12 protein-coding genes are annotated in these 14,875 nt (G+C 68.6%); 1 reads left to right on the top strand and 11 read right to left on the bottom strand.

Annotation, left to right across the window (positions count from 1 at the left end; genetic code table 11):
• On the top strand, positions 1 to 293 hold a 293-nt coding region (locus STARVERO_RS02395; protein WP_422802117.1), incomplete at its 5' end, for a glycosyltransferase family 2 protein.
• A gap of 100 nt (positions 294 to 393) precedes the next feature.
• Here STARVERO_RS02395 and STARVERO_RS02390 read toward each other — a convergent pair.
• From STARVERO_RS02390 to STARVERO_RS02340, 11 genes are all read right to left on the bottom strand, one after another.
• A complete protein-coding gene (locus STARVERO_RS02390; RefSeq protein WP_159597786.1) occupies positions 394 to 3,468 on the bottom strand; it encodes an efflux RND transporter permease subunit in 3,075 nt (1,024 codons plus the stop codon).
• Between the two features lie 9 nt (positions 3,469 to 3,477).
• Positions 3,478 to 4,578, bottom strand: coding sequence for an efflux RND transporter periplasmic adaptor subunit (locus STARVERO_RS02385; protein ID WP_159597785.1), 1,101 nt, complete (start codon positions 4,576 to 4,578; stop codon positions 3,478 to 3,480).
• Positions 4,579 to 4,806: 228 nt separating this feature from the next.
• The gene (locus STARVERO_RS02380) at positions 4,807 to 6,258 is read right to left on the bottom strand and encodes a gamma-aminobutyraldehyde dehydrogenase (protein WP_159597784.1); all 1,452 of its coding nucleotides are present in this window, start codon (positions 6,256 to 6,258) and stop codon (positions 4,807 to 4,809) included.
• A gap of 10 nt (positions 6,259 to 6,268) precedes the next feature.
• Positions 6,269 to 7,069 (bottom strand): ABC transporter permease, encoded by an 801-nt coding sequence (locus STARVERO_RS02375; RefSeq protein WP_159597783.1) that lies wholly within the window; start codon positions 7,067 to 7,069, stop codon positions 6,269 to 6,271.
• A 141-nt stretch (positions 7,070 to 7,210) separates the two neighbouring features.
• Positions 7,211 to 8,158, bottom strand: a complete 948-nt coding sequence (locus STARVERO_RS02370) for an ABC transporter permease (RefSeq protein ID WP_159597782.1) — start codon at positions 8,156 to 8,158, stop codon at positions 7,211 to 7,213.
• On the bottom strand, positions 8,155 to 9,195 hold the full coding sequence (locus tag STARVERO_RS02365; protein ID WP_159597781.1) for an ABC transporter ATP-binding protein: 1,041 nt from the start codon (positions 9,193 to 9,195) through the stop codon (positions 8,155 to 8,157). The genes STARVERO_RS02370 and STARVERO_RS02365 overlap by 4 nt, the downstream gene beginning before the upstream one ends.
• A 228-nt stretch (positions 9,196 to 9,423) precedes the next feature.
• A complete protein-coding gene (locus STARVERO_RS02360) occupies positions 9,424 to 10,593 on the bottom strand; it encodes an ABC transporter substrate-binding protein (protein WP_159597780.1) in 1,170 nt (389 codons plus the stop codon).
• Positions 10,594 to 10,722: 129 nt separating this feature from the next.
• On the bottom strand, positions 10,723 to 11,634 hold the full coding sequence (locus STARVERO_RS02355) for a LysR family transcriptional regulator (protein ID WP_159597779.1): 912 nt from the start codon (positions 11,632 to 11,634) through the stop codon (positions 10,723 to 10,725).
• A 220-nt stretch (positions 11,635 to 11,854) separates the two neighbouring features.
• Positions 11,855 to 13,126: an NAD(P)/FAD-dependent oxidoreductase gene (locus tag STARVERO_RS02350; RefSeq protein ID WP_159597778.1), complete on the bottom strand. Its 1,272-nt coding sequence runs from the start codon at positions 13,124 to 13,126 to the stop codon at positions 11,855 to 11,857.
• Positions 13,123 to 13,845 carry a lysophospholipid acyltransferase family protein gene (locus tag STARVERO_RS02345; protein ID WP_159597777.1) on the bottom strand — a complete coding sequence of 241 codons (723 nt, stop codon included), beginning with the start codon at positions 13,843 to 13,845 and terminating at the stop codon, positions 13,123 to 13,125. Before STARVERO_RS02345 ends, STARVERO_RS02350 begins: the two co-directional genes overlap by 4 nt.
• A gap of 111 nt (positions 13,846 to 13,956) precedes the next feature.
• Positions 13,957 to 14,853 (bottom strand): LysR family transcriptional regulator, encoded by an 897-nt coding sequence (locus STARVERO_RS02340; RefSeq protein WP_159597776.1) that lies wholly within the window; start codon positions 14,851 to 14,853, stop codon positions 13,957 to 13,959.
• Positions 14,854 to 14,875 lie beyond the last annotated feature (22 nt).

Raw genomic sequence — 14,875 nt, 5'->3', positions numbered from 1 at the left:
GCCTGCGCGTACGGGAGGCCGGCTACCGTGTCGTCTGGACCCCCTTCGCCGAGCTCCATCATTACGAATCGGTATCGCGCGGCCCCGACAGCGCCCCCGACAAGGTCGAGCGCTTCAACGGCGAGGCACGCTACATGCGCCGGCGGTGGGGCGAACTTCTCGTCAACGACCCCTTCCACAACCCCAACTTCACCAATTATGCCGCTGAACTCAGACTGGCCTTTCCGCCGAGACGGCCCCACCCTTGGATCCGTTCATTTCAGAGTGTTGAGGAGAAGCGAGGCTCCAGTTAGAGTTCCATTTTGATTAGGTGGTCCCATTTGGGTTCAATCGCTGATTGTTCTTAGGCAAAAATGCTTTGCCTTATCACCGACACACTACCCTTTCTGCCTCTCACTCCGCCGGCGTATGCACGAGGCCGGGAGCGATTTCGGCGTGGGCGGTGTGGTGGATGCGGCCGATCAGCGAGTAAACCACCGGCACCACGAAAAGCGTCAGCAGTGTGCCCAGACTCATGCCGCCGACGATGACCCAGCCGATCTGCGCGCGGCTCTCGGCACCGGCGCCGCTCGCCAGCGCCAGCGGCACGGCCCCCAGCACCATGGCGCCAGTGGTCATCAGGATCGGGCGCAGGCGCAGCACCGCCGCCTCGATCACCGCGGCGCGGCGGTCGAAGCCGGCTTCCTGCTGCTGGTTGGCGAACTCGACGATCAGGATGCCGTGCTTGGTGATGAGGCCCACCAGCGTCACGAGGCCGATCTGCGAATAGACGTTCAGCGAGCCGCCGGCGAAATAGAGCGCGGCGAGCGCGCCGGTCATCGACAGTGGCACGGTGAGCATGATGATCACCGGATCGCGGAAGCTCTCGAACTGTGCCGCCAGCACCAGATAAATGAAGCCCAGCGCCAGCACGAAGATGACGGCGAGGCTCTGGCCGGCGGCGCGGAACTCGCGGCTCTGGCCGGAAACGTCGGTCTGCACGGTCTGCGGCAACACCTCGCGCGCGGTCTGGTCGAGGAAGGCGAGCGCCTGCCCCTGCGAGAAGCCGGGGGCGAGGTTGGCGGAGATGGTAGCAGAGCGTAGCTGGTTGAAGCGCTTGAGCTCCTGCGGCGCCACGCTCTCGCGCACCGAGACGAGGTTGGAAAGCTGCACCATCTCCCCGCTCGCCGAGCGCAGATAGATGGTGTCGAGCGTCGCCGGCGAGGAGCGGTCGCGGGCGTCGAGCTGGACATAGACGTCGTACTGCTCGCCGGCTACCTCGAAGCGCGTCACCTGCCGGCCGCCGAGAAGGCTCTCCAGCGTGCGCCCGAGCACGGCGACGTCGATGCCGAGATCGGCCGCCTTGGCGCGGTCGACCGTCACCGAGATCTCCGGCTTGTTCAGCTTGAGGTCGCTGTCGATGCTGACGAGGCCGGGATAGTCGCGGATGCGCTCCAGGAAGCGGTCGACATATTCGTCGAGCTGCTCATAGGTCGCCGAGGTCTGGATGACGAACTCGATGGGCCGCGAATTGTTGGAGGCGCCAAGCGAGGGCGGGTTGTTGGCGTAAGCGTTGACGCCGGCGATGCGTCGGAGCTCCGGCGTCAGCTCGGTGACGAGCTCCTGCTGGCGCTTGTCGCGCTCGTCCCAGTCCTTCAGCCGGCCGATCACCAGGAAGCGGTGCACTTCCGGGAAACCGTTGATGATGAGGACGCTGGCGACCTCCGGCTCCTTCGAGAGGATGGACTCGACCTGGTTGGTGTAGCGCGCCGTATAGGCGAGCGTGGAGCCTTCCGGGCCGCTGCCGGTGACGCGGATCATGCCGCGATCCTCCACCGGCGACAGCTCGGAGGGCAGCACGCGCAGGAAGTAGACGCTCGTCGCCGCCACCGCGAGCGCCAGCACGACCACCGCCGGTCGCACGCGCAGCGTGGCGCCGAGCAGCCGGCGATAGCCCTCCTCCATGCCGCGCAGGCGGCGCTCGATGAAGGCCGAGACCCGGCCCGGCTTCTCCTCGTGCTTAAGCAGGCGCGAGCACATCATCGGCGTGAGGCTGAGCGCGACGAAGCCGGAGACGATCACCGCGCCCGCCAGCGTCAGCGCGAATTCGGTGAACAGCCGTCCGGTGCGGCCCGGCGCGAAGGCCACCGGCGCATAGACCGCCGCCAGCGTCAGCGTCATGGCGACGACGGCGAAGCCAATCTCGCGCGCGCCCTTGATGGCGGCGGGGATGGGCTTCATCCCGTGCTCGATGTGGCGGAAGATGTTCTCCAGCACCACGATGGCGTCGTCCACCACGAGGCCGATGGCGAGCACGAAGGCGAGCAGTGTCAGCGTGTTCACGCTGAAGCCCAGCGCGTACATGAGGGCGAAGGTGGTGATCAGCGAGATCGGGATGGTGACGATCGGGATGATCGAGGCGCGGAAGGAGCGCAGGAACACCACGATCACCAGCACGACGAGCACGACGGCCTCGAAGATCGTCTGGAAGACCGCCTTGATCGAGCGGTCGATGAAGACCGCGTTGTCGTTGCCGATGGACGCGCTCATGCCTTCCGGCAGGCTCTCGTTCACCGCCGGCAGCACGGCGCGGGCACCGGCCGAGACGTCGAGCGGATTGGCCACCGCCTGCTTGATCAGGCCGACGATGATCGCCGCGCCGCCGTTGAAGCGGCTCGCGCGGCGCTCGTCGGCGGCACCGAGTTCGACGCGGGCGACGTCGCTCATGTGCACCTGGCCGCCGCCGGCACGCTTCACCACGATGTCGTTGAACTGGTCGACCGTGGTCAGGCCGGTGCGCGAGAGGACGGTGAACTCGCGGTCCACGCTCTCGATGCGCCCGGAGGGAATCTCGACGTTCTGGCCGTTGAGCGCGTCCTCGATGTCCTGGACGGTGAGGCTGTAGGCGGCGAGGCGCTCGCGGTCGATCCAGATGCGCATGGCGTAGCGCCGCTCGCCGAAGATCTGCACGTCGGCCACGCCGCTGATGTTCTTGAAACGGTCGACGACGTAGCGGTCGATGTAGTCCGACAGCTCCAGCCCCGACATGCGGTCGGAGCGGAAGACGATGAACACCACCGGCTGGGCGTCGGCCTCGACCTTGGAAATCACCGGCTCGTCGATCTCGTCAGGCAGGCGCTGGCGCACGCGGCTGACGCGGTCGCGCACGTCGCTGGCGGCGACGTCGGGGTCGATCTCCAGCCGGAAGCGCACGGTGATGCGGCTCGATTCCGAGCGGCTGGTGGATTCCAGCACGTCGATGCCCTCGATGCCCGCAATCGAGCCTTCCAGCACCTGCGTGACCTGGCTCTCGACGATGCTCGCCGAAGCGCCGGGATAGGTGGTGACGACCGAGACCACGGGCTCGTCGATATTGGGGTACTCGCGCACGGTCAGCCGGCTGTAGGAGACGATGCCCACCAGAACCAGCAGGAGGCTGAGCACCGTCGCGAAGACCGGACGGCGGATGCAGAGCTCGGAAAGTCCCATGACGCGGCCTCAGCCCTGCGGCGCCGACGGCGGGGTCACCACCTCCACGGCGGCATCCGGCTGGAGCCGGCCCTGCCCCGCCACGACGATCACGGCGCCGGCGGGAACGCCCTTCACCTCGACCTCGCCATTGCCGCGCTGGCCGAGCTCGACCTTCGCCTGACGGGCCTTGCCGTCCACGACCTGCCAGACCAGACGATCCTGCCCGCGCGGCACGATGGCGCTCTCCGGCACGAACACGGCGTCGCGGGTCTGCCGGCCCTTCACCACCACGCGGGCGAACAGGCCGGGGCGCAGGACGAGGTCGGCATTGTCGAGCCGCGCCCTGACGCTGAGCGAGCGGCCGTTGACGTCGACCATCGGGTCGATGGCGTAGATGGTGCCGGTGAAGGTGCGCTGGGGCAGCGCGTCGACGGTGACGAGCACGGTCTGGCCGGGCGAGATGCTGGCGAGATGGGTTTCGGGAACCTTGAAGTCGAGCTTCAGCGTGTCGATCTTCTCGAGGTTCACCAGCTCGGTGCCGGTGGCGATATAGGCGCCGTTCGAGACCGAGCGCAGGCCGACCACGCCGTCGAAGGGCGCGGTGATGGTGTGCTTGGCGATCTGCACCCGCTGGGAATTCAGCAGTGCGCGGGAGGTGTTGAGCTCCGCCTGCGCCTCGTCGAGCGCCCGGGCGGTGCCGGAGCCGGATTGCTGGAGCTTCTGGGCACGGGCGAAATTGGCTTCGGCGAGGTCGAGCCGGGCCTCGTTCTCATCCAGCGAGGCCTTCACCAGCGCGGCATCGAGTTGCACCAGCACGTCGCCCGCCTTGACGTGTTCGCCTTCGCGGAAGCGGATTTCCTGGATGCGGCCGGCGACCTCGGAGGCCACCTTGACCGACTCGTCCGACTGCAGCGAGCCGATGGAGGAAATGTCGGTCGTCACCGTCGCCTGACGGGCGGGCGCCACCTCGACCGGCACGCGGTGCGCGGTCTCCGGCTCGGGGGCCGCGTTGGCCTCGCCCTTGCCGCCGAACAGCGCGGTTGCGTCGAACCAGCCCTTTTCCTGCGCGAGCACACCCGCTCCCAGAAGCAGGGCAGCCAACAGCAGTACGCCGGTTCCACGTCGCATCGGGCCCTCATCAAGCTGCGCCGAAACAGAAACACCCAGTGTGCGACACAGCAGATACGGGAAGAAGTTCCAACTTAATTATGTGTCATGTTCGGCAACGCGGATCACATTCGCGCGGTCACGGCACCATCACATGCCGGGCATCATACGCCATCGCGCGGCGTTATGCGCGCGCCACCGGCCGCCCGCAGGCGACCGGCCGCGATGGACGCTGCGGGGAAGGCGGCCTCAGCCGTTCTTCACCATCACGTGGCGCACGACCGTGTAGTCCTCCAGCGCGTAGGCCGAGAGGTCCTTGCCGTAGCCGGACTGCTTGAGGCCGCCATGGGGCATCTCGCTGACCAGCATGAAATGGCAGTTCACCCAGGTGCAGCCATATTGCAGGCGGGCGGCCGTCGCCATGCCCTTCGACACGTCCTTCGTCCACACCGACGAGGCGAGGCCGTAGTCGCTGTCATTGGCCCAGGACACCGCCTCCTCGACATCGGAGAAGCGCGTCACCGACACCACGGGGCCGAACACCTCGCGGCGCACGATCTCGTCGCTCTGCAGCGCGCCCGCCACCACGGTGGGCTCGTAGAAGAACCCCTTGCCGGAGGCCTGGCTGCCCGCGATCCTGCCGCCGGTCGCGATCTCGATGTGGTTCAACTCGGAGGCCCGCTCGACGAAGGAGGCGACGCGGGCGCGCTGGCGGGCGGAGATGAGCGGGCCGATGTCGTTGGCGCTGTCGTCGCTCTGGCCGAACTTCAGCCCGGAGACGGCGGAGGCGAGGTCCGCCACCAGCTTCTCGTAGACCTTCTCGCCGGCATAGATGCGGCAGGCGGCAGTGCAGTCCTGCCCGGCATTGTAGTAGCCGAAGACCTTCACCCCCTCGACCACCGCCTCGATATCGGCATCGTCGAACACGATGACTGGCGCCTTGCCGCCGAGTTCGAGATGGGTGCGCTTGACCGTCTTCGCGGCGGCGGTGAGCACCTTCTTGCCGGTGGCGATGTCGCCGGTGAGCGAGACCATCGCCACCTTCGGATGGTTGATCAGCGCGTTGCCGACGCTCTCGCCGCGCCCGACGACGACGTTCACCACGCCTTCGGGGAAGATGTCGGCGATGACCTTGGCCAGCTTGAGCATGGTCAGCGGCGTCTGCTCGGAGGGCTTGATGACCACCGTGTTGCCGCCGGCGAGCGCCGGGGCGAGCTTCCATGCCGCCATCATCAGCGGGTAGTTCCACGGCGCGATGGAGGCGACGACGCCGATGGGATCGCGACGGATCATCGAGGTGTGGCCGGCGAGGTACTCGCCGGCGACCATGCCGTGCTGGGTACGCGCCGCCCCGGCGAAGAAGCGGAAGCAGTCCACCACGCCCGGCAGCTCGTCATTGAGCACGGCGTGGCGGGGCTTGCCGCAGTTGAGCGCTTCAAGCGTGGCGAAGGATTCGGCTTCCGCCTCGATGCGGTCGGCGAGCTTGAGCAGCAGGTAGGAACGCTCCGCCGGCGTGGTGCGCGACCAGCTGGTGAACGCCTTGCCCGCCGCCGTGACCGCCGCGTCGATCTGGTCCGGGGAAGCCTCCGGCAGCTCGATCAGCGTCTCCTCGGTCTTCGGGTTCAGCACGTTCTCCGGCGTCTCCGTGCCCGCGACGAAGCTGGAACCGATGAGCATGTCGGTGTCGGAAAGAGCGGTCATGGAGCGTCTCCTATTTGCCTGAGCCGGCCACCGCCTCGCCCTCGCGGGTGAGGTAGTAGGCGGCGAGGATGGGCAGGAAGGTCACGAGGATCACGAGCACGGCGACCACGTTGGTGACGGGCCGCTGCCGCGGGCGAATGAGTTCGGACAGCATCCAGATCGGCAGGGTGGACTGCTGGCCGGCGGTGAAGGTGGTGACGATCACCTCATCGAAGCTCAGCGCGAAGGCGAGCATGCCGCCCGCCAGCAGCGCCGTGCCGATGTTCGGCAGGATCACCAGACGGAAGGTCTGGAAGGCATCGGCGCCGAGGTCCATCGACGCCTCGATCAGCGAGGGGGAGAGGCGTCGCAGGCGCGCCACCGCGTTGTTGTAGACGACGACGATGCAGAAGGTCGCGTGGCCGAGCACGATGGTCCAGAAGGAGAAGGGGATCTCCATCAGCCCGAAGGCCTGCCGCAGCGCGATGCCGGTGACGATGCCCGGCAGCGCGATGGGCAGCACGAACAAGAGCGAGATCGGCTCGCGCCCGAAGAACCGCGCCCGCGCCAGCGCCCCCGCCGCCAGCGTGCCGAGCACGAGGGCGAGCGCGGTCGCGATCACCGCCACCTTCAGCGAGAGCCCGACCGCCGCCCAGATGTCGGCCCGCTCCCACACCACGCCGAACCATTTCAGCGTGAAGCCGGGCGGCGGGAAAGCGTAGCTCTTCTCCTCGGTGGTGAAGCAGTAGAGCAGGATGAACAAGAGCGGCACGTGCAGGAAGGCGAGCCCGCCCAGCGCCGCGATCTTCAGGGGGAGAGGGGCGCGGATCATGAACGCGCCCTGCCCGTCAGAGCGCCATCATGGCCGGGCTTGGCCCGGCCATCCATGACTTGGGACCTAGTGCCACGTGGCTCGGAAGGAAGGCGTGGATGCCCGGGCCAAGCCCGGGCATGACGCTGTGCATGGTGAAACTCACAGCGCATCGAACGCTCCCGTGCGCCTGGCGAGGGTCAGGAACAGCGCCATGACGAGGATCGGCACCAGCGAGAAGGCGGCGGCGAGCGGGATGTTTCCGGCCGTGCCCTGTAGCGTGTAGACCGCCTGCCCGAGCACCAGAGCCGAGGTGCCGATGATCTGCGGCACGATGTAGTCGCCCAGCGTCAGCGAGAAGGTGAAGATCGCCCCCGCCACCACGCCGGGCATGGCGAGGGGGAGGATCACCGTGCGGAAGACGAGGCCGGGATGGGCGCCGAGATCGCCTGCCGCCTCGATGAGATTGGGCGGCACCCGCTCCAGCGCCGCCTGCACCGGCAGGATCATGAAGGGCAGCCAGAGATAGGTGAAGGTCAGCACCATGCCGGTATAGCTGACCGAGAGCGAGGGACCGCCGACCACCGGCAGCGCCAGCCACGCCTCCAGCGCCCCGGCGAGGCCGAGCTTGCCGGCGAACCAGCCGATGGCGCCCTCCTTCGCCAGCAGCAGCTTCCAGCCATAGACCTTGACGAGATAGCTCGACCACAGCGGCATCATCACCGCGAGATAGAAGCCCGCCTTCACCTTCGGCCCGGCATAGCGGGCGGCATAATAGGCGATGGGAAAGGCGAGGAGCGTGCACAGCACCGTCACCGCCGCCGCCACGCCGACCGTGCGCAGCACGATGTCGAAATTGGCGGGCCGGAACAGCTCCAGCAGCGTCGCCGTCGTCGGCTCGCGCACGATGGTGCCGGAAAACTCGTCGATGGAGAAGATCGACTGGCCGAGAAAGACGAAGAGGCTGCCGAGATAGACGAGCCCGATCCACAGCAGCGGCGGCACGAGGAGCAGAAGCGTCAGCAGCCGCGCCCGCCGCACGAGCACGTCCGAGACGCGGCGCAGGATGCCTTCGCGCGGTTCGGGAAAAGCGAGGGTGGCGAGGCTCATCCTTCGCCCTCCATCGGCTGCACAGCCCCCTTCGGCACGGCGAGCCGGATCGTGTCTCCCGCCGCAACGGCGCTCGCACTGGCCGGCACCGCGGCGGTGAGATGAAGGCCGCTCGCCGCCCGCGCCGTCACCCGGCGCACCGCGCCCTGATAGGACATCTCGACGATCCCCGCCTCGACCACGGCCGCGCCCGCAGGCTCGGGCGCATCGGCGGCGAGCAGGACGATCTTCTCCGGCCGCAGGCTGGAGGGGCGCGCGGCGCCGCCCAGCGCCGCCGCCTCGGCCGGCTCCAGCACATTGGCCGAGCCGACGAAGCCGGCGACGAAGCGCGTCGCCGGGCGTTCATAGACCTCCTCCGGCGGGCCGACCTGCACGATCCGCCCCTCGTTGAACACCGCCACCCGGTCGGCCATGGAGAGCGCCTCGCCCTGATCATGGGTGACGAAGACGAAGGAGAGGCCGAGCGCGCGCTGCAGGCCCTTCAGCTCGCTCTGCATCTCCTCGCGCAGCTTGAGGTCGAGCGCGCCGAGCGGCTCGTCGAGGAGGAGCACCTTGGGCCGCACCACGAGGGCGCGGGCGAGCGCCACGCGCTGGCGCTGACCGCCGGAAAGCTGGGCCGGCCGGCGCGTCTCCATGCCGGCCAGCTTGACCATGGCGAGCGCCTCGCGGGCCAGCTTCTCGCGCTCCACCCGACCGACGCCGCGCACGCGAAGCCCATAGGCGACATTCTCGCCCACCGAGAGATGGGGAAACAGCGCGTAGTCCTGGAAGACGGTGTTCACCGCGCGACGATAGGGCGGCAGGCCCTCGACCTTCTCGCCGAAGATCTCGATATGGCCGGCATCGGGCTGCTCGAAGCCGGCGATGAGGCGCAGGCAGGTCGTCTTGCCGGAGCCGGACGGCCCGAGCATGGCGAAGAACTCGCCGGGCGCGATGGAAAGATCGACGCCGTCGACCGCCCTCACCGACCCGAAATGCCGCATCTCGCCCTCGAAGCGGACGGCGGGGGTGACGGGCGGGGGAGCGGGAGCGTGCATTGGGATGGTCGTCCGGTCGGTCCATGGGAGCAGAGCGAGAAGCTCCCTCTCCCTGTCAGGGAGAGGGTTGGGGTGAGGGGACTCAACGCTGCGCGCGCTCGTCGCCCCTCACCAACCCGCGAAGCCCGTCCTCGGGCTCGCCAAAGGCGAGACCCCTGGGCGGGCCACCTCCCCCCAATGGGGAGAGGAACAGGGCTGGCCCGGCTTCATTCGTGCGGGCGAGGCCGACTACCGCCCGCCGAGAACGGCGATGTAGTCCGAGACCCAGCGGTAATAGGGCACGCAGCCGGCGGCCTGCGTCGCGCATTTGGCGACCGGGGTGCGCCAGAAATGGATGCGCTCGAAATTCTCGATGCCGTTGGTCTTGCAGCCTTCCGCGCCGAGCAGCTCGTTGCCCTTGCAGGCGGCGGGCACGGACGGAACCGAGCCGAACCACGAGGCCAGATCGCCCTGCACCTTCGGGCTGAGCGAATGCTCCATCCACATGTAGGCGCAGTTCGGGTTCTTGGCGTCGACATGCATCATGGTGGTGTCGGCCCAGCCGGTGGCGCCCTCCGCCGGGAGGGTCGAGGCGATCGGCTTCTTCTGGCTGACCAGCAGGTTCACCTGGAACGGCCAGGAGGAGGAGGCGACGACGCCCTCATTGGTGAAGTCGTCGACCTGGATCATGGCGTCGTGCCAGTAGCGCTGGACGATCTTGCGCTGCTGGCGCAGCAGGTCGAGCGCCGCCTTGTACTGCTCCTCGGTCAGCTCGTAGGGGTCCTTGATGCCGAGTTCGGGCTTGGTCACCATCAGATAGAGCGCGGCGTCGGCGATGTAGATCGGGCCGTCGAAGGCCTGCACCCGACCCTTGTTGGACTTGCCGTCCGGCAGGGTCTGCTCCTCGAACACGACGTTCCAGCTCTTGGGCACCTCGCCCTTGAACGCCTCGGTGTTGTACATCAGCACGTTGGAGCCCCACTGATAGGGCACGCCGTAATGGACGCCGTCCACCGTGTGCCACGGCGCGTTCTGCAGCCGCTCGTCGACGGTGCCCCAGCTGGGGATCAGCTTGGTGTTGACGGGGGCGACCTTCTTGCCGGCGATGAGGCGCAGCGAGGCGTCGCCGGAAGCGGTGACGAGGTCGAAGCCGCCTTCGTTCATCAGCGCGACCATCTCGTCCGAAGTGCCGGCGGTCTTCACATTGACCTTGCAGCCGGTCTTCTTCTCGAACTCCGTCACCCAGTCATAGGCCTTGTCGGTATCGCCGCGCTCGATATAGCCGGCCCAGGCGACGATGTTGACCTCGCCCTCCCCCTTGCCGACCGCGGTCATCTCGGCGGCGAAGACGGGCTGGAAGGCGAGCGAGACGCTGGCGGCGAGCGCCGGCAGATGCAGATAACGGGAAATGGTCGGCATGTTCTGTCCCTCTGTTCTGCGGGCGCTTTCGGCCCTTTGAGGAAAGTGTGCCGTTGCGTCCGGCACCGCGCCACACCAAAGATCAGAAGCCAGATATCGGGAAAATCGATGACTATTTACTGGGCGTCGTCAGCGCCCGCGCCCGGCATGCCGGGTGGCGGCGATGGAGACGAAGCCGGAGGCGGCGGCGGAGAGGGGCGAGCCGCGCCGCCAGGCGGTCGCCACCTCGACCGCCGGCACGTCGTCGACCAGCGTGCGGGCTTCGATCTTGTCGCCCTCCAGCGACCACGGGCGGTAGGTGAGGTCGGGGAGCACGGCGACGCCGGCCCCCGTCGCCACGAGGCTGCGCACGGCTTCCACCGAGCGGGTGCGGAAGGCCACCGGCGGGCGGATGCCGAGCCGGCGCCAGACGATCTCGGAGGCTTCCGCGATCTCGTCGATGGTGAGCAGCACGTGCGGCTCGGCGCTGAGATCGCGCAGGCTCACGCGCTCTTCCGCAAGCGCCGCGTGGCCGAGCGGCAGCCAGACGCGATAGGGCGAGACTTCCACCGTCTCGGTCTGCAAGGCGGCCGATTGCCGGCCCGGCGGCAGCACCATCACCGCCACATCGAGCTCGCCGCCGACGAGAAGATGCTCCAGATAGTCGGCCGCGTCCTCCACCGCCTCCACCGCGATGCCGGGAAAAGCGCGACGGAAGCGGGCGATGAGGTCGGAATAGATGTAGCCGGCGACCAGCGGCGTCACGCCGACCGACAGGCGCCCGGTGAGCGCCGCCGTCTCCGGGCCCGCGAGCGCGCGCCGGGCATCGGCCACGTCGCCGAGGATTTTTCGCGCATGACGGAGGAAGTGATGGCCCTTCAGCGTCAGGTCGGCGCCGCGGGCGTGGCGCTCCAGCAGCTTGAAGCCAAGGTCCAGCTCCAGCTCGCGCAGCGCCTCGGTGACGGTCGACTGCGAGATGGAGAGCGTATGGGCGGCCGAGGAGACGGAGCCGTTTTCCGCGACGGCCACGAAATACTGGAGCTGGCGCAGCGAGAAGGCCATCGGATTATCCGAGATGAAACGGCTCGGCCGATGGTAGCGTAGGGGTAGCAAAAACGGTAGCGTTGAGTAGCAAAAGCGGTAGCGCCGGGGTCGCAACAGTAGCGTTCGGTGCAACCTGCGACGGCGGGTGGCGCGACCGGTTCCTGTCGTTCGGGAAGGCGTGGATGCCCGGACCGGGTCCGGGCATGACGGCGCGCGGGCGTGCTCGCCGATGCTCCCCTCAACGCGCCAGCAGGCTCTTCAGCTCGAAGCTCTCGTCGGCGGCCTGCCCGGGGGTGATGGCCGGCGTGCCGGCGAGCAGGCGGCGGCCGAGCATATGGTCGGCGGGGCGGTTGACGCTCTCGATGGCGGTGAGCACGCCGTCCCGGAAGCGGAACACCGAGAAGCGCCGGCTCGCCGGATCGCCGCGCAGCACGGCGTCATCGGTGGGGGCGGCGAGGCCGACCATCTGCAGCTTCAGATCGGCCTGATCGCTCCAGAACCACGGCACCGCGTCGAAGGGCGCCGGCTCCCCGGACGGCGAGAGCTTGCCGGTGAGGCGATGGGCGAGGCTGCGGGCCTGATCGACCGCGTTCTGCACGGATTCGAGCCGGACCGTGCCGCCGGCGAAGCGGCTGGGATAGGCGACGGCGTCGCCGAGGGCGGAGATCGCCGGGTCCCGCGTGGCGAGATGGGCGTCGACCACGATGCCGTTCGCCACCTCCAGCCCGGCCTCGGCGGCGAGCTCGACATTCGGCACCACGCCGATGCCGACCAGCACGAAATCGGCGGGATGCACGGCGCCGTCATTCGTCTCGACGGCGGTGACGTGACCGCCCTCGCCTTTCAGGGCGACGACGCCCGCGCCGAGCAGCAGCGTCGTGCCCATGGCCGCGTGCGCCTGCGCGAAGAAGGCCGACATCTCCGGCGAGACGGCGCGGCCGAGCGGACGGGCGGCGGCCTCGATCACCGTGACCGCGTGGCCGAGCGCGCGGGCGACGGCGGCGAATTCCAGCCCGATGAAGCCGGCGCCGATGACCACCACGCGGCGCGCCGCGTCGAGCCGGCCCTTCAGCGCGTCGGCATCCGCGCGGGTGCGCAGATAGAACACGCCGGCCAGATCGTGGCCGGGAACCGGCAGCGGGCGGTTGCGGGCGCCGGTGGCGAGGATGAGATGGGCGTAGGGAAGGCGCGCGCCGCCTTCCAGCAGGAGCCGCCTCGCCGCCCGGTCGATGGCCGTGGCGCGGGCGTTCACCAACTCGATGTGGTGATCGGCAAAGAAGGCGGCGGGGCGCAGTTCGATCTGCTCGATGCCGGCATCGCCCTTCATATAGGCCTTGGAGAGCGGCGGGCGCTGATAGGGCAGGCCCGGCTCCTCGCCGACGAGGACGACGCGGCCCTCATAGCCGGCCTCGCGCAGCGACGCGGCGGCCTGAAAGCCGCCCTGCCCCGCGCCGACGATGACGATGCCCGCCTCGTTGGCGTCCGCTTCCGTGATACCCGCCTCGCTCATGCCGTCCTCCCGGCTTCGGCGACCAGCCGGTCGCGCTCGTCATAGATCGCCGCATCGAGCCGGGCCATGAACTCGGCGTCCGGCAGGCCGGCAGGAATGGGCGGCAGGAAGGAAACGGTGATCTCGCCCGGCCTGATCTCGAAGCTGCGCGCCAGCCAGAACAGGCCGGCATTGTGCACCATCGGCACCACGGGAAGGCCCAGCGCCTTGTAGAGCAGCACCACGCCACGCTGCATCGGCGCACGCACGTCCACCGGCTGGCGGGTGCCTTCGGGGAAGATCAGCAGGCTGCGCCCCTCGGCTGCGGCCTCGCGGCCCTCGCGGAACATCTTCTTCATCGCCGTGCCGCCGCCGGCGCGGTCGATGGCGATCATCGGCGATTGCCGGAGGAACCAGCCGAACACCGGAATCCTGTACAGCTCTTCCTTGAGGATGATGGCGACGTCCGGCACCAGCACGGCGCTGGCGATGGTCTCGAAGGTCGACTGGTGGTTGGCGACGTAGAGCGCCGGCCCGTCCGGCCGGTTGGCCTCGCCGATGGTGCGGCAGGAGACGCCGACGAGGCGCAGGATTTTGAGCACGCCGCCAGCCCAGATCCGCGAGAAGCGCCGGGTCGCCCTCGGCTCGTTGCGCAGCGCGTAATAGGGGATGGTCACGGACAGCAGCAGCGTCCAGAGGATCAGCAGCAGCAGGAAGGCAGACGAGCGCAGGCGGGACATCTTTAGGTCGCGGGGTCTCGGCGGATGGGTCGACGTTCGGGCACAGGGTCTAGCAGATCGCGCCGGAGGGCGGCCAAAGATTCTTGGCGCCCGCCCGACGCCGCCGACGGATCACCGCTCCATCCGGGCGCGCAGGCGCGGCGCCGTCCAGTCGAGGAAGCTGCGGACTTTCAGCGGCAGCGGATTGGATGGCGCATGGAGGAGGTTCACCGGCAGTGACGCGGGTGCATGTTCCGTCAGCACCTCCCGCAAGTCGCCCGCGCGCAGGTGATCGGCGACCTGATAGGACAGCAGGCGGATCAGGCCGACACCCGCCAGGGCGGCCTGAATGGCGGCCTCCGTGGTATTGACCGCCAGACGGGGACGCGGGTCGACGGCAAAGGCCACGCCGTCTCCCCGGTACCGCCATTCCGGCGCGGTCGCGAAGCCCTGGAAACTGATGCCGTCGTGACCGGCGAGATCGTCCGGCCGAAGCGGCACGCCGCGACGGTCGAGATAGGCGGGGCTGGCGCAGATCACCCGGCGCACCGTGCCGACCCGCGTCGCGATCAGCGCGCTGTCCGCCAGATGCCCGATCCGCAAGGCCACGTCGATGTGCTCGTCGGCCAGGCTGATCTGCCGGTCCACGAGCGAGAGGCGCAGATCAATCGCCGGATGCTCCTTGAGGAAATCCAGCGCGATCGGCAGCAGGTAGCTCTCGCCGAAGGCGATGGGCGCTGTCACGTGGAGGCCACCCCGCAGGGCGCCATGATCGCCGGAGGCCTGCCGCTCCGCCGCGTCCAGCGCGTCAAGGATGCGGCGCGAGGCGGCGACAAAGGCGCGCCCCTCCTCCGTCAGGGCAAGGCCGCGACTGGTACGCAGCAGCAGGCGTACGCCGAGGTGCCTTTCAAGGTCGCCGACCTTCCGGCTGACCGTCGCCAACGGTGCGTTGAGACGCCGGGCCCCGGCCGAAAGGCTGCCCGCCTCGACGACCGCCAGCAGCACGGACATCGCCTCCAGACGATCCACGTCACCCTTCCATTTTTCGAGA

It is taken from the genome of Starkeya nomas (assembly GCF_902703545.1).
Lineage (GTDB): Bacteria > Pseudomonadota > Alphaproteobacteria > Rhizobiales > Xanthobacteraceae > Ancylobacter > Ancylobacter moscoviensis.
This window is presented reverse-complemented; position numbering and strand designations above follow the sequence as displayed.